Below are 23,993 nucleotides of genomic sequence, written 5' to 3'. Positions count from 1 at the left end.
ATCCGATCGGTTAAGACACGCTCGACGCCAGGATGTGTGTTCCCCGCCGTTCGTTTAAGTCTCCGGAGACGTTGTTGACGGATATGGCCAGAGGAGACCGGACGGTCGATCGTACGCCCGAGAAACCGCCGCGGGGAGAAAGCGGGACTGGCGACAAGCCCGGGTCTGTCTGGCTGGATCGGATCCTCACCCGCCTCCTGCTTGGTGAGTCGGCCTCCAGTGAGGAGCACAACGATTCGACGCCCGACGGCGCTATCGATCGCGATCCGGAGAAACCACCACCCGAAGAAAGCGGTGCATGGAACAAACGCGGCTCGAAGACTGTTGATCGGATCGTCAACTGGATCGTCACCGGTGATCCAGACATGCCGTAGCGTGCGTTTCCGCGCCCGTCATCGCAGAACGGTGGATCAGCTCGGTACTACGCTCCTGGGTATTCTCAGCGTGTCATAGAACTCTTCACATACCTCACCAGGGGCCCGAGAAACGGTATCTGAGAAACAGCCAGTATTGTCGTAATTCAGAGCCAGCGGTAGCGTGCCTCTCGATCGATACGTGAAACCCATGCCAACCATTCTATGACACTCTGTGGTGGTCCAGAAAACCCACCGAAGGCGGCTCCACTGAGAATGACGATATGCTCAACCACCGACCATGAGCAATACAGACGACGTCCTTGACCTCCGTAGTGGCTGAACACGTGTGAGACTACGGCGAGACAAACCCAACGTACTGCGCGTCTGAACTCTCACCGACAGGCGGATTCTTTGCAAAGAGTGTCGACAAAAGGATCGCCGACAGTAATCACCCAACCGACGCGATCAAACCACGGCCGATGGTGGGCAGTGACTCGTTTCTCTAAAACTGTGTCAGACAGCCGTCCTAAGCCTCAGTAGCGACGTACTGGTCTTCCCACTCACGCCGCGCATCGATCTCGCGACGGCCACGCTGGGTGAGGTTGTAGTAGTTGGTCCGCTTGTCGCGTTCGCCCTTCTCGACGAGTCCTTTCTCGACCAGTTCGTCGAGGTTCGGGTAGAGTCGGCCGTGGTGGATCTCGCTTTCGTAGTAGCCTTCGAGTTCATCCTTGATCGCGAGCCCTTTCGGCTCGTCCTGTCCTGCAATCGCGTACAGCATGTCGCGCTGGAACCCAGTCAGATCGTACATGTCCTGCTATTGGTTATTCCTACAGGAAAATATACCGGTTTTCGAAACGACTATTCCGCCGAAATAGGGCACATATTCATCGATTTCACCCGTGACGTGCCTCCTCGGTTTGTTCTTCAATAACAAGGTTTACTTTATGCGAGATAAGATAACAGACGCCATGATAGATCGATTGGAGAAAGAAGTCGATATGCTGGAACGGCATCTACAGGTGCTGCGGATGGTCATCGACAACGAACCGATCGGCATCGTGAAGATGTCGAACGAGACGGGCTACCCCCATCACAAAATCCGCTACTCATTGCGTGTACTCGAGGAAGAGAGCCTGATCGAGCCGTCCAGCCAAGGCGCGACTACGACCGACCAGACGAGTGGATTCGTTGACGAACTCGACGGACGAATCGACGCGGTGAGCACCAAACTCGCTGAGATGAAACTCGACACGACAGGCGAAATGAGCCAGTAGTCCGGATCAGCAGTACGAGCAGAGATTCGATATCGCTACCGAACTCAGAGATCGCGTGGCTGGACAGTCTTGCGATCATTGGCATCTGATCGCCGTGTCGCATCCGCAAGCAAGTCCGCCACTTCACTGTCGAGCGCATCGTAGAAATCCGATGAGACGTTCTGGTCTGCGAGCTGTTCTTTGACTGCCGCTTTGACGATGAGATCCGTCATGCAACCTGTACTCCCGGCTATTCGTACTTATACCTCATCAAAGCGTGGTGAACGTAGACTCAGCTCTTCAGCTTGGCAAGATCGTGTAACTCAGCGAATGGTGACTAAAATGCTGTCACGTAGGTTGTGAGAAACAGAGTTGCATTGTAGAGCCCATGAGCGAGGATCGGAACGGACAAATTGTCGTATTTTTCGTACAGCGCACCCAGTATGACTGCGAGTGAGAACGGGGCGACACTCAGCAGAACAATCCCTTGTATCCCTCCAAGATAGCCAATCGCATGCGGAATAACGAACAGAAGAGCGGCCACGCCGATAGCAGCGGGTGTTCGCATACTCCGGGTGAGTCGTCGCTGAATCACACCACGAAACAGATACTCCTCGGCTGGCGCGATGATGACGAATGAAAGCACTGCCAGCACGAGGACCATCGTCGGATCCCCTGTGAGGAGTTCCTGGTCGGCACGCCCGATCTGGATGCCCGTTCTGGTACTGAGTGCGCCGATTCCGCTTGCAATCCCGAGCATGACGAGTGTGCTGACAACTACCCATCCGAACTGTTGTGGCGTCGGAATCTCGATTGATATCTTCTCAGTGAACCACCGGTGGACATACATCCATCCAGCGATGGCATAGCCCGCTTCCGAGAGGACGAACACGACGGTGAGCGCGGCGAGACTGGTTCCGCCCACGAGAATCGGGACGATCGAAAGTACCGTCCCGATCACAAGGGCAGAGATGACCAGTCCAAGTCCAATCGCGACAGCACGCCCGCGAGTTCTCCAGTTGGTTCGTGGATGTGGGTCACTCCGGCCGTCAACCGGTTGTGTACTGGCCATTGTTCATATGTTCCATCGATATGTTATACAGCTATCGGAGAGAAAGAGAGAGACCTCTCGCGCTGCGACTGTCCGGCTTGTCGACGATTACGACGTCGAGCGCTTACTACTCGTCCTCAGCATCGGCGATCGCTTCGAGCGTCTCGAACTCGAAGTTCTTGAGCAGCCGTGGCTCGTTTTTGATCGTGGAGATGGTGAACATCGATCGGGTACGGATCACCTCGTCGATGCCCTCGAACTGGCTGATGAGGTCCTCGACCATTCCCTGGTTGCCGAGACGGACGATGACGACGAAATCGGTCTCGCCCATCGTGAAGTAGACCTGATCAGCGCCTTCGATGGCCGAGAGTTTCTCGCCAACGCGCTCGTGATAGCCCTCGTCGTACTCGGCGATGACTTCGGCGATGACCGTGACGCCGAGCCCGACCTTCTCGTAGTCGATATCGTAGAGGTCGTTCTCGATGACGCCCTCTTCGCGGAGGTTGTTCAGCCGGTAGTAGATCGTCGACTTCGGGATGCCCGTCTCCTCGTGGAGCCGGTCGGGGCTGCCGGTGCCGAGGTTCGTAATCGCCGAGAGAATTTTAACATCTCGTTTGTCCATCATTGAATGTATTAGAAGATATCGTCCATTCTTAGTCTTTCTATTCTGAATGGCCTCCACATAGCAGCTAGCTTGTAGTACCAAAGAACGCCATGGGATTTCCCATATCTCTACACTGAAAAATAGTACCGAGGACCGATCCGTAATGATATTATTTGAAAGCAACAAAAGCGGTTGGGCAGGTTTCACAGGGCCGGTGGAAGTAACTAATCTTCATTTCTACTATGAGGAATTGTCCACCCCCACGTAGAGGCGGTGATAATCACCCAATATACTATCAACCGCATACTGAAGAATATTTCCATCTGTAGTTTCAACCTCTATACTATAGAATAGTCTGTAAAGCAAACCATTTTCCACACACTGAATTGTTGGTGTCCTCAAAGGTTTCAATTGCCGATTCACTATTTCTCGAATATATGTTCTGGCTATCTGAAGTGCCGTCTCTCGGTTGCATTCCCTCGGCAGCACTTGATCAGAAATCACTGATCTTCTTTCAAATCTCGGTTGCTCGTCGATCAGGAGTTCTTTTTCATTAACTAGATCTACACCACAGTGAATGATGCCATCGTCTTTCTGCCCCATCATTGAGGATTCCACTTGAAATGTGGCTACTAAATATGGGTAGTATATTTTTTCATTAATTTGACCATTCTTAATTTCACTGTCTGTTCTCTCAAGTATTTTTTCTGCCTTGCATTCAGAAACTTCCTCAGGAAATGCGTCAATTGTCGTGAGAGCCGACTGCTTCTCCATGATTTGAGTTAGTTATCTGCCAATGATTTTTCTGAAAGGTGCGTTGCAATAGCTGTTGCCTCTGGAGCGAGCGAATCTGTGGACTGTTTGACCGTGCCAGTAGGAGCATCAACTGATTTGCGTGCAGTTTGTACTGCATTTATCACGTCGGTATCCGGCGGTTCCGTGATTAAGGAGAAAACAACCATACCGACGGTGGATATCACGATTCCCGCTAAAAATGGATGTACAGCAGTCATACTCTGCAGTCCAGCTGCAGTCCAAATAATATTCGTCCCTGAACCACCGATCATGGCGGCAAGTGCACCCTGCCAGTTTGCACGCGTCCAGTATACGCCAGCGACATTCGGAACTAAAAACGCGCACGCAAGAGCACCAAACGCAAAGATAACAAGGTCGGAAACACTTGGTGGTTGATATGCCGCGACTACGATTCCGAGAACCCCAATACCAACCACTAATGCCCGGGAGTAAAGGAATGCTCTCTCATCAGAGATTTCACGACTACTAAATCGCTGAACGATGTCCCGAGATAGTATAGAGCCAGCCATGATAAGGATCGAGTCAGCTGTACTCATGACTGCTGCCATGAGTGCTGCCAAGAGTATCCCAGCCACGGCAGTTGGTAGTAGCGTAAGAGCAAGCTGTGGGATCGCCATCTCAGGATCGTTGAGCGATGGAAGAAGAACAATGGCGGCAAGTCCCAGGATGTACGGTTGGTAGACGAAGAACGTATTGAAGAAAACATTGATACCGATTGCACTCTTCGCGGTATCCGACTCTTCCATGCTCAAATGTCGTACAACGGCATGGGGAATACCCATATATCCAATAGAATAGAGGAGGACAGCTCCAATGACGACCCCAAATGCACCTGCATGCTGGAAACCTTGCCCCCATACTGAGAGATAGGTTGGGTCTTGGCTCGCTATCGAACTGAACAGACCGGTAAATCCACCAACTTCCATGAGCACAGCAGCGAGAAGGATATTAATACCAAGAGCCATCACGATTGCTTGTAACGTGTCTGTCCATGCGACTGCGAGATAGCCGCCGAAGAACGTGTACAATACGATGATTGATGTTCCGAGAAGAAGCCCATAAATATACGGCAATCCAGTTACTGACTCTAGTGCTTTGCCTGCGGCAATGAACTGTGCGAATACGTATGCTGACAAAAACACGATACTAATTAATGACCCAACAGCACGGATGCTCGGGTGGGGGTATCGGTCTTCAAGATATTCAATCGGAGTAAGGGAACCAAATGTTTCTGAAAGTTGCCGAAGCCCGCGTCCTAAGACTGCAAGGTTCACCAATCCGCCACCAAAATCTCCTATTGCGTACCAGAGTGCCCAGACGCCTTGTCTAAAGGCCATGGAAGGTGCACCTAAGAACATAAATCCACTCATCGAAGTAGATTGCAAGGTTAGTGCTGTCACTCCTGCTCCGAGACCACGACCTCCCAACAAATACCCTTCTAGATCCACCAGGTAGCGATTCGCTATGATACCAATTGCCAGCAATATCAACAGGTAAACAATAAATGGAGCTACAATCGAATAATTAACCATTCGTTACCTCGTCTCCTTGGCTGTTTTTCTTGTCATTCTGTCGCATGCGATACACACTCACGGCCGCTACGAACCACCAGAACGGGATCCATCCAAAAATAAGGACGAATGTTCCAGTTGGCATTCCAAAAACACCCATCTTTTTGATTATTTCCCCGAGTGTTTTTCACTCATTTCGTCTTTTTGAACTGGCGTCATATCTGAGTAATTCATGACAAATCAGGCTTCAGGCCAGCGCTCGATGTACACCGCCTCGTCGGTGTAAAAACGGATTGCATCGTCGTCCTGTGCGTGGAGATCACCGAAAAACGAGTCCTTCCAACCGCCGAAGTGGAAGAAAGCCATCGGTGCGGCGGTGCCGGCGTTCACCGCGAGGTTGCCAGCCTCGACTTCGTGGCGGAAGCGCTTGGCCTCCCTGCCGCGTTCGGTGAACAGCGACGCCGCGTTGCCGAATCGAGATTCGTTAACGATGTCGATGGCGTCCCCGAAGTCAGATGCTTGAAGAAGGCTCAGAACGGGGCCGAATATCTCTTCGCTACCAATGGTCATTTCGGGCGTGACGTCCCCGAAGAGCGTCGGTGCGAGGAACGTCCCTCCCTCCGGAACATCCGCATCACGACCGTCGTAGAGGAGCGTCGCTCCCTCCTCAACTCCAGTCTCGATGTAGTCAAGGATGGTCTCGCGGTGGTCGTCGGAGATAAGTGGTCCCATCTGTGCACCCTCATCGAGACCGGGCGCAACCGTGTACTCGGCGACCGCCTCGGTGAGTCGGTCGGCGAACTCCTCGTAGATGTCGTCGTGGACAACCGCCGACGGGTTGGCGAGACATCGCTGCCCAGAGTTGGCGAACGCGGAACTCACCGTCTGATCGACGGCGAACTCCAGGTTGGCTGAATCCGAGACGATGATATGGTTTTTCGCCCCGCCCTGAGCCTGCACGCGCTTTCCGTGTGCAGCGGCCGTCTCGTAGATGTGCCTGGCGACGGGCGTTGACCCAACAAACGAAATTCCTTCGATGTCGTCGTGTTCGAGCATTGCGGTGACGGTCTCTGCACCGCCGTTGACGAGATTGACGACGCCGTCCGGGAACCCGGCTTCGTCAATCAACTCGAAGAGGTACCGTGCGGTGAGCGGCGTCTTCTCGCTTGGCTTGAGGATGAACGTGTTGCCCGTGGCGACGGCGTATGGGAGGAACCACAGCGGGATCATCGCGGGGAAGTTGAACGCCGTGACGGCGGTGAACACGCCGAGGGGCTTGCGAACGGCGGTTTCGTCGATGTTGGGCGCTGCGTTCGGGAGATGACCAGCTTGCATCATCGTGGGGATACCACACGCCACTTCGACGTTTTCGATGCCCCGACGGATCTCCCCCATGGCCTCCTTTTTCGTCTTGCCGTGCTCTTTGACCAGCACCTCGGCCATCGGCTCTTGGTGTTCTTCTAACAGGGCTTTCAGCCGGAAAACCGGCTGTATCCGTTCTTCGACTGATAGTTGGCGCCAGTCGTCGAACGCCTGTCTCGCCGTCGCAACGGTGTCGTCAATCGTTTCGGGCGAACTGGAGTTCACCTGAGCAATCGTCTCGCCCGTCGCCGTGTTCACGATGTCCTGCTGGTGCGTCCCATCGATCTTGCTCCACTCGCCGCCGATATAGTTATCAACACTCTGCCCTTCGGAAATGAGATCTTGTCCCATGTACTCGTTAGCTAAGCGCATTCGTCTTAAATGTTGGGATGAATTGGGGAGATTAGCAATCATATTTCTATACTCTACAACTGTAGCTCAATATGACTGGAAGACATGCTCTGGAAAACGATATATTGAGATTAATCCGAAAGCTAATAACGGAGGGTCACAAACGTGGCTAATAGAGCATGGCACCACAGGAAAGCAGCGACCAAGCCTTGAATCAAATCGAACAGATGGATCAAAAGCATGTCTTTGGGACTTGGTCATACCAAAGTGAGGTAGAACCGACACAGATTGTTGAGGCAAACGGCGTAAGATTCACTGACTCTCGAGAAAACACGGTCATCGATTTTTCGGGACAACTAATGTGCTTGAACCTCGGGCATTCCGCCGAGCGAGTCGAGGATGCTGTTACCCAACAGGTTTCCGAGGCAGAATACGTTTCGCCGAGCTACACGACAGAGGCACGCGCAAAATTAGGGAAAAAACTTGCTGACGTCACCCCGGGGAACCTCACGAAAACGTTCTTCTCAACCAGTGGAACGGAGGCCAACGAAGCTGCGATCAAGATCGCGCGCTTTTACACGGGAAAAGAGAAAATCCTCTCACGATATCGCTCGTACCACGGGGCGACCTACGGTTCGATCAGCGTCACCGGTGATCCGCGTCGCCTTGCCTCAGAGCCCGGAATCCCCGGCACGATCAAAGCACCTGACCCGTACGCATACGGCTCAACGCTCGACCCGATGGAGAGCCTTGATTATATCGACGAAATGCTCGCACTCGAAGGTGATACCGTCGCTGCGGTGCTAGTTGAGCCAATTGTCGGTTCGAACGGCATTCTTGTCCCGCCCGACGAATACCTCCCGCGGCTCAAGGAGATCGCACACGACCACGGGGCGCTGTTGATCTGCGACGAGGTGATGGCCGGGTTCGGACGGACCGGAGAATGGTTCGGCTCCGACGTCTTCGACGTGACGCCCGATATCATGACAATGGCGAAGGGTCTTACCAGTGCGTATCAGCCGCTTGGGGCGACCATCGTCACCGACGAAATTGCTGACCACTTCGAAGACAACATGCTGACACACGGGCACACGTACGCTGGCCACCCAGTCGCGTGCGCGGCCGGACTCGCAGCCATCAAGACATATGAGGAAGAGAACCTCATCGAACGCGCAGCCGATATTGGTAGATATCTTGAGGACCGCATTGAAGATCTAGCTGATAGCCACCCGAGCGTGGGCGACACCCGTGGTGTTGGCCTGTTCCGCGGCATTGAACTCACGCAGCATCCCGAAAGACGTGAACCCTTCGGGGAACGAGAGGATAAGGTGAGCAAAGGTAGCACGGTTCTTGATGAAGTCACAGCCACTGCCTATGACGAAGGGGCATATGTGGCAAATATGATAAATACCCTAATTATCGCACCACCCCTCACAATCACGGAAGACGAGATCGATGAAGCAATTGCTGCTCTCGACAGCGGACTCTCAGTCTCTGACAATGCAATGAGTCGATAGCGAACTAATCGCGAGAGCGACAGTATCATTGGCAAATCGAGCCATGGACATTCCATCAAACATGATGTTTCTGATTGAGGCAGACCGCGTACGTTCACATGATTCAACAGGATTGGGCTATGGAGCGACTCTGCGCTTGATCGTTGGACCGGCTGTCACGCTTGACACCAGGACTGTCCTCACGGATTGGATGTCGCAAGATCGCAGGCGGCGTTCACACACATCGTGACCGCTGCGCGACAGTCCGCCCAGCTCGTGTGCTCGGCTTCGGTGTGGCTCTTCCCGCCGTCGCTGACCGCGAACACCATCTCGGTGTTCATGAGGTCGGCCATGTGGGTCGCGTCGTGGCCCGCGCCGCTGAAAATGCGCGTGGCGTCGTAGTCCGCGTCAGTCGCGACGCGTTCGACGGCTGTGACACACTGGTCGGCGAACTCGACAACCTCGTCGGACGGGTCACGAAAGCCCATGTGAACGTCACCTCGCCGGGAATCGTGTTGATCGAGTTCGGCTGCGCGTCGATGTAACCCGTCGAGCCGACCGTCCGGTCGCCGAGCGTTCCGGGGATGCGCCGTATCTGGGTGATGACGTCCGCCGCCGCGACGAGCGCGTCGTTTCGATACTGCATGGGTGTTGGTCTAGTGTGGTCGGCCTCGCCGTAGAAGGTGATGCCGCCCCACGTGAAGCCAACGATACCCGTGACCACCCCGACGTCGTACTCTCCCTCTTCGAGATACGGGCCCTGCTCGATGTGGAGTTCGAGGTACGCCTCGTACTCCTCGGTCGGTTCGGCCGGGGCGTCACCCTTGTACCCGATGCGCTCCAGTTCGTCTTCGAAGCGAACGCCATCGGCGTCGGTCGTGTCGTACTCCTCGTTGATGTCGTGGACGCCAGCCCAGACGCCGCTTCCTTGCATGGCGGGCTGAAACCGTGACCCCTCCTCATTAGTCCAGTTGACGATCTCGATAGGGTGTGCGGTCTCGATGTCGTTCGCTTCGAGTGTGTGAACGAGCATGAGCGCGGCGACGACGCCGAGAGGACCATCATAGATACCGCCGTACGGCTGCGAGTCGAGATGTGAGCCGACGAGAACGGGCCCCTATCCGGATCAGTCCCCTCACGCCGCCCGAACATGTTTCCGAACTCGTCGACCCTGACGTCGAGACCGAGCACGTCCATCTGTTCTACGAGCCAATCGCGGACCCGTTTGTCCTCGTCGGAGAGTGCCCGACGGTGCAAACCCCCATCAGCGGTAGCGCCGATTTCAGCTTGTTCTTGCATCGTATCGACAAGATCCTCCTTGGCAACACTGAGTTGCATATCTCTACAGTGAATACATTCATATTAAAAATTTCGACGTAATGAACAAGGTCAGTACCTGCAAAGCGCACGTTTTAGCCTTAAGGCCTAGCGAAGTTCTCGATGCGCGACTACGTAGAGGTATCTCGTGGTGATAGAGAACGGTAGGTATGATTTTCGTCTATCGATCGAGAAGTCTGCTATCGCTGCATCTGGATAGCAGTGATATTGATTGCTTATTAGGTGCCGTCTCTCGGGCCGCTACTGGGATATACAAAAATTCTGTGAGATCCTCGGTTCACCGTAGTGGGAACAGTTCACCAATAAACATACAATTAGTCATCAATTGCCCCGTTGAGGATCTCGCGTGCAGCGCCAGAGAGGACATCAAAAGCAATCATAGCATCTGACAATTCGATGTGTTCATTGTAAGTATGTGCTTGTGAGATGTCTCCAGGACCCCAAGTAATAGCTTCAATATTGGCATCGTTCACTAAGTTGCGAACATCCGTTGATGCGTTAATTCCCCATGAGTTAGTCGGTGCGTCATCGGTTTTGGCTGAGTGACGTCTGAATACTTCTGCTAAAGGACTATTTTCCTCAATAGCAGCTGATTCATATGTCCGTATTCGTTCCCATGATACACCAATATCGTTGACCGCTGCGATTTCTAAAAGCATATTATCTATCTCATTGTCAATATTTTCTATATCTTCTGAAGGAAGAAACCGTCGATCAATTGTAATGGTAGCCTGCTCAGGAACTACGTTTTCTTTTGTCCCTGCTTCAAACATTGTTACTGTCGAGTACGCTTGTCCCACAAGGTCATCTTCGCGCGTACGTACTTCAGTGTCATAATCATTAAGTGCGTCAAGAACTGGTTGTGCAGACTGGATGGCATTCGTTCCTTGGTCAGGACGGCTTGCATGAGACGGGTCACCAGTAACAGTGATTTCATACCATGCCAGACCTTTTTCACTAGTAGCGGTCCGCATCTCAGTCGGTTCAAGAACGACACCATAGTCACCATCATAACCTTCCTCTAAGAGAGTCTTCGTTCCAGGTTCGGCGGTTTCTTCGCCGATGGCCGCTTGAAATACAATCGACCCATCTACGTTGCCTGACCTAATTTCATCGGCAAGAGATGCAGTCGCCAGCATTCCGACTGCAACACCCGTTTTCATATCTACGCTCCCACGACCATAGAGCTTCCCATCCTCTACAGTAGCGCTATAGGGATCATGATCCCACTGTTCTCTGTCACCTGCAGGAACTACGTCAATGTGACCGTTAAGAACTATGGTTGGGCTCCCGTTTCCAATCCGAACGCCAACCTGTGGGCGGTCAGGATATGGTCTCTCGATCAATTCCGCATTGATATTGCGTTCTTCGAACCAGTCGATAATATATTCTGAGCACAGTCTTTCATTACCAGGAGGATTTTCGGTTTCTATTTGCACCAGGTTTTTTATAACATCTTTCAGATCATCATCATCATCTGTTACATTGGACATACATTCAATGATTTTCCGAACGGTAAAGTTCTAACTGAAATTTTTTGTCACAAATGAGATTTGAGATAGTTAGTTGGTATTAGAGTGGGGAAACAATTACAACTCAAAAGGGCTCTGATGAATCACTATACAGCGGCAGGATGGACCGTGAGACGAAGGTGTCTGGAAGGAGAAACCCTGAGATGGTATGTCCGAAGTTTCCCGCTTCACGACTCGCGCAGTTACGTTGGCCAAAAACGCTGTCGATGAGAGGGACGAATCCGCCGCCCCTACTGGAGGCGGCGGATTCGCCGACCACGCTCTCGTATCACTCCACTGTCTCCGGGTTTACCTCGAGAAATCCTACCGTGTTGCCCTCGTCCTCCTGAGCGAGATGCCACAAATAACCGGGGAGATCGGCCTCGACGCGGCCGATCTCCCTGATCATTCGACGTTAGTCAAAGCATTCGATAGGTTCACGATCGCGATCTGGCGAGTGCTGCTGCGCCTCTCGGCGCAGCTGCACAAACCCTCTGAACACGCTGCGATCGATGCAACGTTCTTCGACCGCGAGAACGCTAGCCGCCACTACTGCCGTCGCACGGACTACCGCGTTCAGACGCTCAAAGCCACCGCGCTCGTCGACACAGACACTCAGGGGTGCTGACGTTCACTGTACGACGTCGAGACGTCACGACACGAAGATCGGCAAGCAGGTCGTCCTGCGGAACGCGGGCGACCTGCTCAGCCTCGCTACCGACAAAGGCTACGACTGGATGGCCTTACGCAAGGAACTGCGTGACGAGGGCGTGAGACCGCTGATCAAACACCGAATCTTCCGGCCCGTCGACCACGCGCATAACGCGCGGGTCGACGGCCCTCGATATCGCCAGCGCTCGATGTCCGAGAGCGTCTTCTCGACCATCAAGCGCACGCTCGGCGACGCCGTGCGTGCGCGAACTTGGTACGGTCAGTTCCGCGAGATCGTTCTGATGTGCACAGTTCACAACATGAAGCGTGCTCTGTGAGCACCAAACCAACCGCCGTATGGCGATTCACCAGAGCCTAATATTCAAAACCTAGATTAGCAGAACTATCAATCCCCCACTGTTGAACCGCCTTTCGGCTTAGTGCCAGAGGATAGCGTATGTATTATCATTAGAACTAATATTGAGGAGCCGACACCAATGAAAGTAGCTGGAATTCCAAATAATCCACCTGCAAGATCGGCTCCAACTCCGGAGATTGCTCCGACAACGATTGATCCTATTATGGCTAATCCGCTCAATCCTGCCCAGTAAAGTCCCACGTAAACTGGAATGAGAAATGCACTCGTCAGTAAAACAGCACGAAGATTATAGAGACCAATAATGGTCCCCGGTGGATCAACTGCTACCGCAGTTGCTGCAATTCCAAAGAAAATTGTGGCGATACGGGAAACGCGAAGTTGACTTTTGTCACTGGAATTGGGTCGGAAATAACTGTAGATGTCACGAGCAGTTGTGATACCAGCCGAATGCAACCGTGTATCTGTTGTTGAAAGTATAGCACTCATTACTGCTAGAATTATAACGACACCAATGCTGGAAGGTAGATATTCTGTAATAAGAGCGGGGAATGCTGCATCTTGCGCTGCAACACTCAATCCATTAGAGTTGAGCGCAACAGTAGTTGCTCCCCCCAACAGGACAAGTGCTGAAAAGAAAATTGAAAGGATAAATCCCGATGCAGCTAGATGAATTTTCGCTGCCCTCACATCTCTAGTTGCTGCAATCCGAACTATATAATTTTGTTCTGTGAATATAGTTCCAAAAAAGGCGATGATGGAGGCTATTATTCCGATAATAGTTCCGCCTTCGCTCATTGGTTGAACATTGCTAGGATCAAGCGCTGCAAATTGTTGGTTTATAGACAAAAAACCACCCAAATCGAACAACATATATCCGAATCCAAATAGAACCGCACCAACCATTAACGTACCTTGGAGAAGATCGGTCCAAGCAACACTAACAAGTCCACCTAATACAGTATAGGTGATGAATACAACACCGATAATCCAAACCATATACTCATAGGGCACACCTGTAATAGTAGTAACAAGAAGGCTTGCTCCTACCAATTGCATGATCAGGTACAACCACGCATTACTGAGTAGAACTGTTCCAGCAATCGGCCGCGCACTTTCAAATCCGGTGAGATTAGCGATGATATCTGGGAAGGTGAGAAGATCAAGATCTTTAATTTTGTCAACAACAAAGTAAAGGGCACTTATACCGAGCATAAGCCCAAATATAGTGTTTGTCATGAGTGAATATCCTCCACCATAAACAGCACCAATAAAGCCAATAACGCTAACTGCGCTCACAAAGTTGGCAACAAATGACCAGGTTGCCAACCATGGACCCATGTCCTGACCGAACGCCCAGAAATCCATAGCATCAGTAGTTTTGGTGTAACCCCATACACCAATTGAGAGGACAATGGCGAGGTATACAACAAAGGTCCCGAGATAAAATGGATTAATGTCTGCCATTACTCATCCCCTCCGTCAGCAATTCTTTCTTTTTCCGGATTCGCTGTCTCTGGTGTGCTACCTTGGTCTACACTCTTAATTGACTTTCCGAGAATCACATAGGTTAGCACATAGTGGATTGCCCCAATGCTTCCTGCAAGGATCGTTCCAACGAATACGACGAATGTCGGATCTGGCATGCCAAATATTGTCATTTTTCCTCTGTTGCTTCTATCACAATCCAATGTTATGAACATACTGGTGATTTGCATCAGAAAGATGAATGAATATATATACGTATATTTTTCACGAAGATAGCGTTGTTTCCGAATAGAGGTTGATGATTTCCATCTGATTGTGTAATAGTATCGAGTAGAACATATGTTTGGGTACTGTCTATTTACACTGGTTATCGCTTTAGGTCAGAACGAGCGGTCTGTGCGGAATCTGGCTTGCTGATCGCTGTGGAATTTCTCAAAGATGGAGGTTGAAGAGACAGGTAGAGATCAATATTGCTGGGGTCACTGATATCATGTTGGTTTCTGCTCAGAAATGCGTCAAATCGGGACCATTTCCACTCAACGCGAAATTTTCCCGGCTGCCGCTCTAATGATCAATATAATTTTTGAAGATCAAGGAACGTTTCACACCAGGATTGTACGTAGCTAATTCGTCGAGTTATTTGCTTGAAAACATCTTTGACAAGCACTTTGAATTCTAACACCTCGCAAATCCGTTCTTTCGTCTCGTCTTCAGTGAACGTCACGAGACTCTCACCGTTGAACGCGTAGAACCCTACCGCAGAATCCTCTGTCTTGACTAACGGTCGTTCGACGTGTGGATCGTCGACGTACCAGACACGTCGCGAATTATCGTACGGCTGTGGGTGTGAAGCATCAAAAATCCAATCACGGTGCCGCCATCAGTGCAAACGTCCTCGTCGACGATCCGTCCTTCTTCGTCATCACCCATGCGTTTGTTGTGTGGCTGCTCATCCTCGTCGAGAATTTCATCCGGATTCTCCGGCTGATTGGGACGCTTTGGTCGCGGCTTCGCGTACGAGAGACCGGGGTCGCGGAGGAACGTCCCGAGATAATCTGGATGATACTCAACATCGAATTCATCCATCAGAAAGTGTTGAACCCCCTGTAATTTCCATAATAGACCGTCACGAAGGAGTTCAATAAGTTCGTCTTGTTCGTCCTCATTGAAGTTCAGGGGGGGGGGGGCCTTCCGTCCCCGAAGTTCGGGGTCAGACGACCGAGTCCACCCTTGTTCCATCGTCGTACCCAGCGAGTCGCGGTTGCAGAGGACCTGCCGACATTAGTGACCAAGAGAAGTTTTACATATAAGCTGATAGGACTCTGGTGAATCACTATACAGCGGCAGGATGGACCGTGAGACGAAGGTGTCTGGAAGGAGAAACCCTGAGATGGTATGTCCGAAGTTTCCCGCTTCACGACTCGCGCAGTTACGTTGGCCAAAAACGCTGTCGATGAGAGGGACGAATCCGCCGCCCCTACTGGAGGCGGTGGATTCGCCGACCACGCTCTCGTATCACTCCACTGTCCTCGAGTTTACCTCGAGAAATCCTACCGTGTTGCCCTCGACCTCCTGAGCGAGATGCCACAAATAACCGGGGAGATCAGCCTCGACGCGGCCGATCTCCCTCACCATTCGACGTTAGTCAAAAGCCTTCGACAGGTTCACGATCGCGATCTGGCGAGTGCTGCTGCGCCTTTCGGCGCAGCTGCACGAACCATCTGGACACGCTGCGATCGATGCAACGTTTTTCGACCGCGAGAACGCCAGCCGCCACTACTGCCGTCGCACGGACTACCGCGTTCAGACGCTCAAAGCCACCGCGCTCGTCGACACAGATACTCAGGCGGCGCTGGACGTTCACTGTACGACGTCGAGACGTCACGACACGAAAATCGGCAAGCAGGTCGCCCTGCGGAACGCGGGCGACCTGCTCAGCCTTGCTGCCGACAAAGGCTACGACTGGATGGCCTTACGCAAGGAACTGCGCGACGAGGGCGTGAGACCGCTGATCAAGCACCGAATTTTCCGGCCCGTCGACCACGCCACAACGCGCGGGTCGACGGCCCTCGATATCGTCAGCGTTCGATGTCCGAGAGCATCTTCTCGACCATCAAGCGCACGCTCGGCGACGCCGTGCGTGCGCGAACTTGATATGGTCAGTTCCGCGAGATCGTTCTGATGTGCGCGGTTCACAACATGAAGCGTGCTCTATGAGCACCGAACCAACTGCCATATGGTGATTCACCAGAGCCGCTGATAGCGATTTGCCGTTTGTGGGCGCAGAAACGTGAACTCCTCTTTCCTCTACACCCAGAACTTCCCTCGTTGACTATCGTCGGCAGGTCCTCAAGCGTTGCGCCTTTGTAGAGTCGTTTGACGAACGTCAGCCGCTTGCTTATTTTGTCATCGTCGGTCTCGTCGAGCAGCCGATCGAGATCGTCTTCGCTGAGATGGCGGACGATCTCTTTGTGACGATCTCCAGCCATAACGTTCGCTGTCCCGCGTCATCTTCATAACTTTTCTGGGTCATTGGGGCGGCAGCCGGGCTGGTGCGCCCAGTACTCGGCTTCCTTCGCATTTGGACCAGTCATTCGCGCAATTCGTTGACAATCTCCGGTTTGGTATTGCGTTTGAGACGGCTCACGAAGTAGCCGCCGTTCAATTCGATCCGGGAAGGATTCTGGCGACACACCGAACTCCTCCTCATTCCATTCATGAATCGACTTCGCTTCCAGCCGCCGTCATGCGGTTCCGTTCTTAGCTAAAAACGAATAAACTACTCGACAATTAGATACTATCTGAAGAGATAAGGGAAAGATCTAGACGAACAGTGAGAAACATGGACAAACTTATTAATAGTTGTGGCGAAATCACGTAAGCATGGTCGTCAATATTGACCAAGATCGGCTTGAAGGAACGATGAAAGAGCAGGCACAAATTGGGAGTACAGAAAATGGCGGGCTCTACCGACTCACCCTCTCTGACGAAGACAAAGAGGTACGAGATTGGTTCTACAAACAGATGGAAGCAGAAGGGTTGGAGATTCGCGTCGATGAATTTGGGAATATGTTCGGCCGGCGAGAAGGACGCAATGCTGAGAAAGGGGCAGTTCTTGTTGGTTCGCATCTTGATTCCCAACCATACGGCGGGATTTATGACGGTGCACTCGGCGTTGTTGCAGCACTCGAATTCATTCGGACACTCAACGACGAAGACATCATAACTGAGCATCCGATTGAGATCGTTAACTGGACAAACGAAGAAGGGTCGCGCTATCAACCGGCTATGCAGGGAAGTGGTGTCTGGGCTGGTAACCACGATCTCTATGAGGAATACAACAAAACCGACGAAGAGGGTGTCCGTTTTGAAGATGAATTGGAGCGTATTGGTTACAAAGGAGAGACCAGTGCAGAACCGTCTGAAGATTATGAAGGTTATCTCGAACTTCACATTGAGCAAGGGCCATATCTAGAGGAGAAAGGAAAAGATGTTGGCATCGTTACCGGTATTGTCGGGTTTACCTGGGGTGCAGTTACTTACTATGGAGAGGCAGATCATACTGGCCCAACACCTATGCATTACCGAAAGGATGCTCTCGCTGGCGCTGCCGATGTAATTACGCAAATCCGCCGTCTTCCAAACATGCTGGGGGAACGAACCGTGGGATCAACCGGCCACATGGATGTACAGCCAAATTCAATCAATACGATACCCGGTGAAGTCACCTTCACATGGGGGTTTCGTGATCCGAGCGACGAGATTATCGATGAAGCATTCAATCGTGTACTAGCTGAAGCAGAAGCAGCAGCCGAACGCGAGAGTCTTGACTGGGAATGGGAAGAAAGAATGCGTGCACCGTCTGTGGATTTCGACGAGACAAACATCAATGCAGTCGAAAACGCAGCGGAAGAATTAGAGTATGACGCAATGCGAATCTTTAGCGGTGCCGGACACGACGCAACCCACGCTGCAGATATAATGGATACATCGATGGTTTTTGCTGTGAGCGAAAACGGTAAAAGTCATACCGAAGAGGAATTTACCACATGGGATCACTGCTACACAGCAGCGAATACCTTAGCCAACGCTGCACTCAATCTTGCTACAGAAAATAGTCTATGAAAACTCAGGATCCAACCAGCTCAAATTTGGAGCGAAGAGCAGTGAAAAATCTGGATGATACTCCATCCAATATATCTAAGAAAAATTAAGCCTGTTTACAAAGTGACAATACATCATCCAAATTGATTGCTGGAACATCTTCAAACCACCTCGTAGTGATACTGGTGGTGAGGAGTACGCGGGTGAAGTGCTGGCACTACCTGTTGATTCCGTGTTCCGATTTCTACGCCGCCGCCTGAACCATTTGATCTTCCTCTCGCGGTGAGAGCAACCGTGATGAAGATTCTCCTAACACCTGATCAAAGCTAAACGAACCGTGACGGTGATCGAAGCTCTCCGCCGGTTCGCCGTTCGCAAACGTCGACAGCGAATCCCGCAGCGCCAACAGTCGATGTACGCACGCGTGCCGCACGGCACCGCGCGTACGGAACCCCGAGACCGTATTTCAGCCGCCAATTGCCGCTCTCTATCGCATTCGCACTCACTGGCCCGGTGAACTCCTCCGCCTCTTCGTCCTAGAATGCTGAATGCTCTTCCCTGAGCGTTGCCACTATCTCCTCGTACGCGGTTTCGTACTCTTCTTCGAGATATTCGCGTAGCTCATCCAACTTACCCGCTTCGTGCAGGTCGAACACGTGCTCGTCGCTGCGAGCGCGTGGCCGGAGCTTGTGGACCAGCCACTCAGTACCTCGCAAAGCCGGTTAGTGGCAACGTCTGCTTGCTGGAGATGTGACCTCGAAACAGCAAGCAGACGACGTAATCCACGAGAACCAACTCCTTAATTTCCTCGTCAACATTCTCACTGGTGCGTTCTCCCTCACTCTCGGCGAGAACGCTGAAATCGATCCTGCTGACATCTTCGAGGTCCTCGTCGGCGCGTGCGCCGACGGGACCTCCATCTCCTCGCTCTGCAGGCATAGCGAAGACGCTCCCTCCGGGACTGACGTCTTTCACCATCTCTGTGCGAAATTCGATCTCAACGACGTTGCTTCCGTCGGCAATCTCCTGCTCCAATGCGACGTGCTCGAACTTCTTCCCGAGCAGGTGGAGGTCATTGCCGATCTCCACCTGCGGCCCTACTACGGTGATGAAGACGAGACTGAGGAACTCTACCACTCCGAAGCCGAACGTGGCACGACCGCGTTCCACGCCTACGCCACTCTCTACGCGCGCGTCCGGAACAAACGCTACACGCTGACGATGCGCCGTCTTCGAGACGGCGACACCACCAGCAGTGTCCTCGCGGAATTCCTCGGTCTTCTTGAAGGCCTTGATCCCGAGGTTAAGGCCGTCTATCTCGATTCAGAATTCTACGACGGCAAGTGTCTCACGCTGCTGCATGTGTACAACTACGCCTACGTCGTCCCGATCATCAAGTGGGGAGCAGCGATCAAGACGGAGCTTCGTCAGGGATGGAGTCGGACCATCACTCACGACCTCGAAACTGGATTCGACGGTCACGAATGGACCGTTGAATTCCCTGTCTATATCGACTGTACGTACCAGAACGGTCAGTACGACGAGCACGGCGTGGCGCGTCACGGCTACGCCGTGGACGTGCCGTTCATCGAGACGCTCTCACAGGCGCGGACCTACTACAGCCGCCGGTTCGGCATCGAATCGAGCTATCGCCTCGCGGAGAAGACAACGATTGATCCGACGCAACGGCTGCTGTTCGTTGTGATCAGTCTGCTCTTCCAGAACGCCTGGCGGTATTTGTACTGGAAGTACGTGGCGACGCCCCGCCGTGGCGGGCATCGCCTGTGGGAATGGACGTTTGAGGGGTTCATCCGCATGGTGACGCGGGCAGCGTGGACGGCCCTCGACGTACGTCGGGCGTCCCCACGAACAAGCCACCTGACGAGCGCTTCAAGCGCTAATCCACCGATCAGAACCGCCCTCCTGTCGAGTGGCAACGCCGTCACGTCGGCGGCGTTCCGCCGCCGACTGCGACAGGCTCGATGCTCTCCATGTCGAATCGTCCTTTCCAGCAGTTGCTCGACACCGATTTCTCTACCGAAATCACATCTCAGAAGCAGTCGGCCGACGAACTTTGTGAGGTACTGAGACTGCGTACGGGAACCGAAGTTCCCGCTCTTTGCCCTTGTACATCGCGGATTTGGTCCAGTAAGAGGCATGCGTGTCGAGTTGGTCGCGCAGCCGTTCGCCCTTCTTCACGACTGGGAGAACGACAGGAGCGGTAGCTCGAGCGCGTCGAATGACGCGCTCTTGGTAGTAGCCACGATCAGCGAGGATCGCATCGACCTCGAACGGAAGCTCTTCGACAAGATCAAGGACGCGCCCGACTGCGTCGGCCGCATCCTCGTGCTGCGGCAGATACGAGCAGGGCTCGGATCTGCCTGTTGTGGCTCTGTAGAAGAAGAAACCGAAACGCAACCGATGTCGTTTTCGAAGCGACGGCAGTGGTACGGAACCGATGTTCTGGAGACATTAGCCCAGCAGTTCGGTTATTCGTAGGATCCCGGGTTAGCGATCATCGAGGGAGCGATTGACCGGAATATGAATCACCACGCGCTCACAGAGCGAGTGGCTCGTGGAACTGTTGATCCAGATCTGACCAACGCGGGTGAACTGGCGACGATCCGGCTCGGCTGACGGACCGTCAGCCGAGCCGGGAAAGCATCGCGTTGAGTGGCAACGCTCCCAATTCGGCGCGTTTCTGAAAGGAAACCAACCTGGATTCAGTTGACTTTAGCAATATCGTTCTCGTTTCGTCTCTTCGTTCTCTATTTTTGAGGAATTCTACGAAGATCAGCTGGTCAGACTTCGCTCTGAACGCTCATTCTGAGCTTAGGCAATAACCAGTGGTAATCGGTCAGTCACAGTCGGGAACTACCTCTACTAGTTGTGACCTTTACACTCCCTCTCGTACTTCACGCTTGGGAGACTTGAGCAGGATTCTCATAGAGTCAGTGCCAGCCCTAGTGAAATTTCAGCAATTTTAATGGCTCCTACGGCCACAGTCCGCGCGCATCGTACGCGGCACCGATGCGCGAGAGCGCGACGATGTAGGCGGCGTCACGCCACGAGACGGACCACTGTTCGAACTCCGTTCGGACGTCGTCCCACGCCGCGTGCATCTCCTGATCGAGTTCGTTGTTGACGCGCTCGCTCGACCACGCCCGACGATTGATGTCCTGTAGCCACTCGAAGTAGCTCACCGTCACCCCGCCGGCGTTCGCCAGAATATCCGGGAGCACGGGGATATCGCGCTCTTCGAGGATCGCATCGGCCGCGTGGGTCGTTGGCCCGTTTGCCCCCTCGACGATGAGGTCGGCCGTGATATCGTGGACGTTCTGTTTCGTGATGACGTTCCCGATCGCTGCCGGAACGAGCATGTCGACATCGAGTTCGAACAGCTGCTCGGGTGCCAGTACCTCGTCGGCATCGTCGGTAACGGCCTCCGGTTCCTCCTCGAACGACGGGACCGCCATGGTGTCGATCCCGTCCGGTTCGTACCGAACGCCTTTCACGTCGCTGACCGCGACGATGTCAGCACCCCAGTCGTCGAGCAATCGGGCTGCTTTGGCCCCGACGCTGCCGAACCCCTGCACGGCGATCGTCGTATCGTCGAGCGACCAGTCGTAGTGTTCGGCGGCCTTTCGAGCGATCAGCGCGACGCTGCGTCCCGGCGCACCCTCACGCCCCTCGCTGCCACCGATCGACATCGGCTTCCCGGTCACGACACCGGGCTTGGTTTCGCCGACGTTGGTACTGTATGCGTCCATGATCCACGCCATCGTCTGGGCGTCGGTTCCCATATCCGGTGCGGGGATGTCCGTCATCGGCCCGATGATGTCGCCGATCTCGTGGGTGAACCGTCGGGTGAGTCGTTCGTGCTCGCGCTCGCTCAACTCCTTCGGGTTCGCCTGCACGCCACCTTTCGCCCCGCCGAACGGGATATCCATCACCGCACACTTCCACGTCATCGCCATCGAGAGGGCCACGCATTCGTCCCTCGTGATCGACGGGTTGTAACGTAATCCACCCTTATACGGACCGCGAACGCTGTCGTGTTGTGCACGATAGCCGGTGAACACCTCGATCGAGCCGTCGTCTCGCTCGATCGGAACCGTGACCTCGTAGACGCTGTTGGGATGGGATAGTCGCTCGACGACGTTCGGATCGAGATCGATCTCGTCTGCTACCTCCGACAGCTGATCGACGACCGTCTGCAGGGCCGATTCGGAATCGTCCGACTGGTCTCTCGATTCGGTGCGATCGGTCTGGGGTGTTGTGTTTGAAGACATTGACTGATGCGGTGTGGTAAATGATTCTACTAGTATAGGCAATTTCAATAATTTTGACACTAGTAAAACATCGGCTGATTCGTGTGATACTTATCACCGAACATTGCACTCGGTGCCTTTCTTACGTTCATTCATTTACCAATGTGATTGGACACACATTCGACTTTGTATACTGTGTTAATAATAGTTATGGTATGTCGATGCCACTTGACGTGGGAGCGCTGTCTGATTACTTGGTTTCGTACGTTAGACGAACATCCTTCAATCTTGCTCTGTTGATCGCCGGTTCCGTCTGGCGATTCTCCCGCTGAGTTCAGGGGAATTGGACGCCTTCTTGCGGTATGGAACGTTTGCGACAACACGCGAAGAAATATCGGAAAATTGCCAACGCTCTTGTGTAGCGTAGCGGAACCGAGTCACGGAGATTACGGCATCCCGCCGACAGCAGTCGTACATGACTAATGAACGCGCTGCTCTCGGCGGAATGCTTGAGCAACTCGTTGACCTCGGAGCAATAGAGTTTCGGCCGGAGCCGCTCGACGCCATCGTCGAGCGGCGACTCAAAGCCATCTGGACCACCCGTACCTGCCCGAACTGTGACGCCGACGCCCTCCACGCTCTCGATGGTTCGGCCCGTATCTGGTGTGGCCGCTGTGACTGGAAAACCACCTACACCCGCGGCACACCCTTCTATGACTCGGAACTCGCCCCCGGCGAGTTCCTCGTCGCCTTCGTCCTTTACGCTGATTCCCTCCTCAGCATCAACCAAATCGCACCGCTGCTTGACCGCGCCTACAAAACCGTCTTCGAGGCAATTAGCGACGTGGAAACCGCGTTCGCTCACGGTTTCCCGACTGTTTGGGAACGCATCGAGCACACGATTGCTGGGCCGACACAGGTGGACGAAACGCAGCGGGTGTGCTCGGGGTTCAAAGGCCAGAACCCACCGCGGGACGGACTGTCCCGCGGCGGGTCCCCTGGACCCGGACGGGCGCGATGGACAGGAGAGCAGGGCGATGAGATGACGCTCGTCGCGGCCTGCCGCGACGTGCTCCAGGTGATCTCAGCCGAAGAGGGGTCGAAATACGACGAGAACCTCGGGCCAGTGATTGAGGAAGCAGGCGATCTCTCCCAGCCGCTGGGAGAGATCTGGACCGACGAACTTCCCGCGTATCAGCAGATGGAACACGAGCATCGAACCGTTGTCCACGACGATGAGTACGTCTCAGACGAAGGTGTCCACACGAATCAGGTCGAGTGCCTCTGGTCGTTAGTGCAGCCGTGGCTGGCGAAATTCCGCGGCCTGTCCAAGCAGGGCTTGGAGCAGGCCGCTCATACCTTCGGACTTCTCCGGTCCCTGAATCTCGTTGGGGCACCGATCCACAGCCTCATCGATTGTGTCGCCGTCAATGCATTCCGCTAATCTACACAAG

General features: G+C 53.4%; 16 protein-coding genes and 7 pseudogenes. 9 read left to right on the top strand and 14 right to left on the bottom strand.

Features of this window, described 5'->3' with window-relative positions; all coding sequences use genetic code 11:
- The first annotated feature begins 83 nt into the window (after positions 1 to 83).
- Entirely contained in the window at positions 84 to 374 is a 291-nt protein-coding gene (locus tag MUK72_RS16660; protein ID WP_244706360.1) for a hypothetical protein, read from the top strand.
- A gap of 508 nt (positions 375 to 882) precedes the next feature.
- Here the strand turns inward: MUK72_RS16660 and MUK72_RS16655 are convergent.
- On the bottom strand, positions 883 to 1,164 hold the full coding sequence (locus tag MUK72_RS16655; RefSeq protein WP_244706358.1) for a helix-turn-helix transcriptional regulator: 282 nt from the start codon (positions 1,162 to 1,164) through the stop codon (positions 883 to 885).
- A gap of 160 nt (positions 1,165 to 1,324) precedes the next feature.
- On the opposite strand from MUK72_RS16655, the gene MUK72_RS16650 reads away from it, so the two are divergent.
- Entirely contained in the window at positions 1,325 to 1,630 is a 306-nt protein-coding gene (locus MUK72_RS16650) for a hypothetical protein (RefSeq protein ID WP_244706356.1), read from the top strand.
- 44 nt (positions 1,631 to 1,674) lie between these two features.
- Here MUK72_RS16650 and MUK72_RS16645 read toward each other — a convergent pair whose 3' ends face one another.
- From MUK72_RS16645 to MUK72_RS16620, 6 genes are all read right to left on the bottom strand, one after another.
- Positions 1,675 to 1,842, bottom strand: coding sequence for a DUF1931 domain-containing protein (locus tag MUK72_RS16645; RefSeq protein ID WP_244706353.1), 168 nt, complete (start codon positions 1,840 to 1,842; stop codon positions 1,675 to 1,677).
- 104 nt (positions 1,843 to 1,946) lie between these two features.
- The gene (locus MUK72_RS16640; protein WP_244706351.1) at positions 1,947 to 2,681 is read right to left on the bottom strand and encodes a CPBP family intramembrane glutamic endopeptidase; all 735 of its coding nucleotides are present in this window, start codon (positions 2,679 to 2,681) and stop codon (positions 1,947 to 1,949) included.
- A gap of 106 nt (positions 2,682 to 2,787) precedes the next feature.
- Positions 2,788 to 3,282, bottom strand: a complete 495-nt coding sequence (locus MUK72_RS16635) for an Lrp/AsnC family transcriptional regulator (RefSeq protein ID WP_244706478.1) — start codon at positions 3,280 to 3,282, stop codon at positions 2,788 to 2,790.
- A 222-nt stretch (positions 3,283 to 3,504) separates the two neighbouring features.
- Positions 3,505 to 4,038, bottom strand: coding sequence for a hypothetical protein (locus tag MUK72_RS16630; RefSeq protein ID WP_244706349.1), 534 nt, complete (start codon positions 4,036 to 4,038; stop codon positions 3,505 to 3,507).
- A gap of 8 nt (positions 4,039 to 4,046) precedes the next feature.
- Positions 4,047 to 5,612 carry a sodium/proline symporter gene (locus MUK72_RS16625; RefSeq protein ID WP_244706347.1) on the bottom strand — a complete coding sequence of 522 codons (1,566 nt, stop codon included), beginning with the start codon at positions 5,610 to 5,612 and terminating at the stop codon, positions 4,047 to 4,049.
- Positions 5,613 to 5,831: 219 nt separating this feature from the next.
- Positions 5,832 to 7,304 carry a CoA-acylating methylmalonate-semialdehyde dehydrogenase gene (locus MUK72_RS16620; protein ID WP_244706345.1) on the bottom strand — a complete coding sequence of 491 codons (1,473 nt, stop codon included), beginning with the start codon at positions 7,302 to 7,304 and terminating at the stop codon, positions 5,832 to 5,834.
- A gap of 179 nt (positions 7,305 to 7,483) precedes the next feature.
- Between MUK72_RS16620 and MUK72_RS16615 the strand changes: the two genes are divergently transcribed.
- A complete protein-coding gene (locus MUK72_RS16615) occupies positions 7,484 to 8,821 on the top strand; it encodes an aminotransferase family protein (protein WP_244706343.1) in 1,338 nt (445 codons plus the stop codon).
- A gap of 179 nt (positions 8,822 to 9,000) precedes the next feature.
- On the opposite strand, the pseudogene MUK72_RS16610 reads toward MUK72_RS16615, so the two are convergent.
- Both MUK72_RS16610 and MUK72_RS16605 read right to left on the bottom strand, forming a co-directional pair.
- Positions 9,001 to 10,138, bottom strand: a pseudogene (locus tag MUK72_RS16610) (M20 family metallo-hydrolase).
- 314 nt (positions 10,139 to 10,452) lie between these two features.
- Entirely contained in the window at positions 10,453 to 11,631 is a 1,179-nt protein-coding gene (locus MUK72_RS16605) for a M20 family metallopeptidase (protein ID WP_244706341.1), read from the bottom strand.
- Between the two features lie 187 nt (positions 11,632 to 11,818).
- Here MUK72_RS16605 and MUK72_RS16600 point away from each other — a divergent pair.
- Positions 11,819 to 12,638, top strand: a pseudogene (locus MUK72_RS16600) (IS5 family transposase).
- A gap of 68 nt (positions 12,639 to 12,706) precedes the next feature.
- Here the strand turns inward: MUK72_RS16600 and MUK72_RS16595 are convergent.
- The 3 genes and pseudogenes from MUK72_RS16595 to MUK72_RS16585 form a co-directional block, all read right to left on the bottom strand.
- Positions 12,707 to 14,143, bottom strand: a complete 1,437-nt coding sequence (locus MUK72_RS16595) for a sodium:solute symporter family protein (RefSeq protein WP_244706339.1) — start codon at positions 14,141 to 14,143, stop codon at positions 12,707 to 12,709.
- Positions 14,143 to 14,394 carry a hypothetical protein gene (locus MUK72_RS16590; RefSeq protein WP_244706337.1) on the bottom strand — a complete coding sequence of 84 codons (252 nt, stop codon included), beginning with the start codon at positions 14,392 to 14,394 and terminating at the stop codon, positions 14,143 to 14,145. Before MUK72_RS16590 ends, MUK72_RS16595 begins: the two co-directional genes overlap by 1 nt.
- A 341-nt stretch (positions 14,395 to 14,735) precedes the next feature.
- Positions 14,736 to 15,447 (bottom strand): annotated as a pseudogene (locus tag MUK72_RS16585) (IS630 family transposase); the annotation flags it as partial.
- Positions 15,448 to 15,559: 112 nt separating this feature from the next.
- Between MUK72_RS16585 and MUK72_RS16580 the strand changes: the two are divergent.
- Positions 15,560 to 16,381 (top strand): annotated as a pseudogene (locus tag MUK72_RS16580) (IS5 family transposase).
- A 71-nt stretch (positions 16,382 to 16,452) separates the two neighbouring features.
- Here the strand turns inward: MUK72_RS16580 and MUK72_RS16575 are convergent.
- Positions 16,453 to 16,653, bottom strand: a pseudogene (locus tag MUK72_RS16575) (IS630 family transposase); the annotation flags it as partial.
- Positions 16,654 to 17,047: 394 nt separating this feature from the next.
- On the opposite strand from MUK72_RS16575, the gene MUK72_RS16570 reads away from it, so the two are divergent.
- The 3 genes and pseudogenes from MUK72_RS16570 to MUK72_RS16555 all read left to right on the top strand — a co-directional run.
- The gene (locus tag MUK72_RS16570; RefSeq protein WP_244706335.1) at positions 17,048 to 18,289 is read left to right on the top strand and encodes a Zn-dependent hydrolase; all 1,242 of its coding nucleotides are present in this window, start codon (positions 17,048 to 17,050) and stop codon (positions 18,287 to 18,289) included.
- A gap of 729 nt (positions 18,290 to 19,018) precedes the next feature.
- Positions 19,019 to 20,169 (top strand): annotated as a pseudogene (locus MUK72_RS16565) (ISH3 family transposase).
- Positions 20,170 to 20,614: 445 nt separating this feature from the next.
- Positions 20,615 to 20,905, top strand: a pseudogene (locus MUK72_RS16555) (IS4 family transposase); the annotation flags it as partial.
- A 356-nt stretch (positions 20,906 to 21,261) separates the two neighbouring features.
- On the opposite strand, the gene gdhB reads toward MUK72_RS16555, so the two are convergent.
- The gene (gene gdhB, locus MUK72_RS16550; RefSeq protein ID WP_244706332.1) at positions 21,262 to 22,560 is read right to left on the bottom strand and encodes a glutamate dehydrogenase GdhB; all 1,299 of its coding nucleotides are present in this window, start codon (positions 22,558 to 22,560) and stop codon (positions 21,262 to 21,264) included.
- A gap of 454 nt (positions 22,561 to 23,014) precedes the next feature.
- Between gdhB and MUK72_RS16545 the strand changes: the two genes are divergently transcribed.
- Entirely contained in the window at positions 23,015 to 23,983 is a 969-nt protein-coding gene (locus MUK72_RS16545; RefSeq protein WP_244706330.1) for an IS1595 family transposase, read from the top strand.
- Positions 23,984 to 23,993 lie beyond the last annotated feature (10 nt).

This window comes from Halococcus dombrowskii (genome assembly GCF_022870485.1).
In the GTDB taxonomy this organism is placed as follows: Archaea; Halobacteriota; Halobacteria; order Halobacteriales; family Halococcaceae; genus Halococcus; species Halococcus morrhuae.
Note: the sequence above shows the minus strand (reverse complement) of the source record. Positions and strands in the feature narration are given on the sequence as shown.

Excerpts from the sequence above, each read along its gene's own strand:
- MUK72_RS16595 (WP_244706339.1), bottom strand. The coding sequence starts at position 14,143 with ATGGCAGACATTAATCCATTTTATCTCGGGACCTTTGTTGTATACCTC.
- MUK72_RS16640 (WP_244706351.1), bottom strand. The coding sequence starts at position 2,681 with ATGGCCAGTACACAACCGGTTGACGGCCGGAGTGACCCACATCCACGA.
- MUK72_RS16545 (WP_244706330.1), top strand. The coding sequence starts at position 23,015 with ATGACTAATGAACGCGCTGCTCTCGGCGGAATGCTTGAGCAACTCGTT.
- MUK72_RS16590 (WP_244706337.1), bottom strand. The coding sequence starts at position 14,394 with ATGCAAATCACCAGTATGTTCATAACATTGGATTGTGATAGAAGCAAC.
- MUK72_RS16655 (WP_244706358.1), bottom strand. The coding sequence starts at position 1,164 with ATGTACGATCTGACTGGGTTCCAGCGCGACATGCTGTACGCGATTGCA.
- gdhB (WP_244706332.1), bottom strand. The coding sequence starts at position 22,560 with ATGTCTTCAAACACAACACCCCAGACCGATCGCACCGAATCGAGAGAC.
- MUK72_RS16635 (WP_244706478.1), bottom strand. The coding sequence starts at position 3,282 with ATGGACAAACGAGATGTTAAAATTCTCTCGGCGATTACGAACCTCGGC.
- MUK72_RS16660 (WP_244706360.1), top strand. The coding sequence starts at position 84 with ATGGCCAGAGGAGACCGGACGGTCGATCGTACGCCCGAGAAACCGCCG.
- MUK72_RS16625 (WP_244706347.1), bottom strand. The coding sequence starts at position 5,612 with ATGGTTAATTATTCGATTGTAGCTCCATTTATTGTTTACCTGTTGATA.
- MUK72_RS16645 (WP_244706353.1), bottom strand. The coding sequence starts at position 1,842 with ATGACGGATCTCATCGTCAAAGCGGCAGTCAAAGAACAGCTCGCAGAC.
- MUK72_RS16630 (WP_244706349.1), bottom strand. The coding sequence starts at position 4,038 with ATGGAGAAGCAGTCGGCTCTCACGACAATTGACGCATTTCCTGAGGAA.
- MUK72_RS16615 (WP_244706343.1), top strand. The coding sequence starts at position 7,484 with ATGGCACCACAGGAAAGCAGCGACCAAGCCTTGAATCAAATCGAACAG.
- MUK72_RS16620 (WP_244706345.1), bottom strand. The coding sequence starts at position 7,304 with ATGGGACAAGATCTCATTTCCGAAGGGCAGAGTGTTGATAACTATATC.
- MUK72_RS16570 (WP_244706335.1), top strand. The coding sequence starts at position 17,048 with ATGGTCGTCAATATTGACCAAGATCGGCTTGAAGGAACGATGAAAGAG.
- MUK72_RS16605 (WP_244706341.1), bottom strand. The coding sequence starts at position 11,631 with ATGTCCAATGTAACAGATGATGATGATGATCTGAAAGATGTTATAAAA.
- MUK72_RS16650 (WP_244706356.1), top strand. The coding sequence starts at position 1,325 with ATGATAGATCGATTGGAGAAAGAAGTCGATATGCTGGAACGGCATCTA.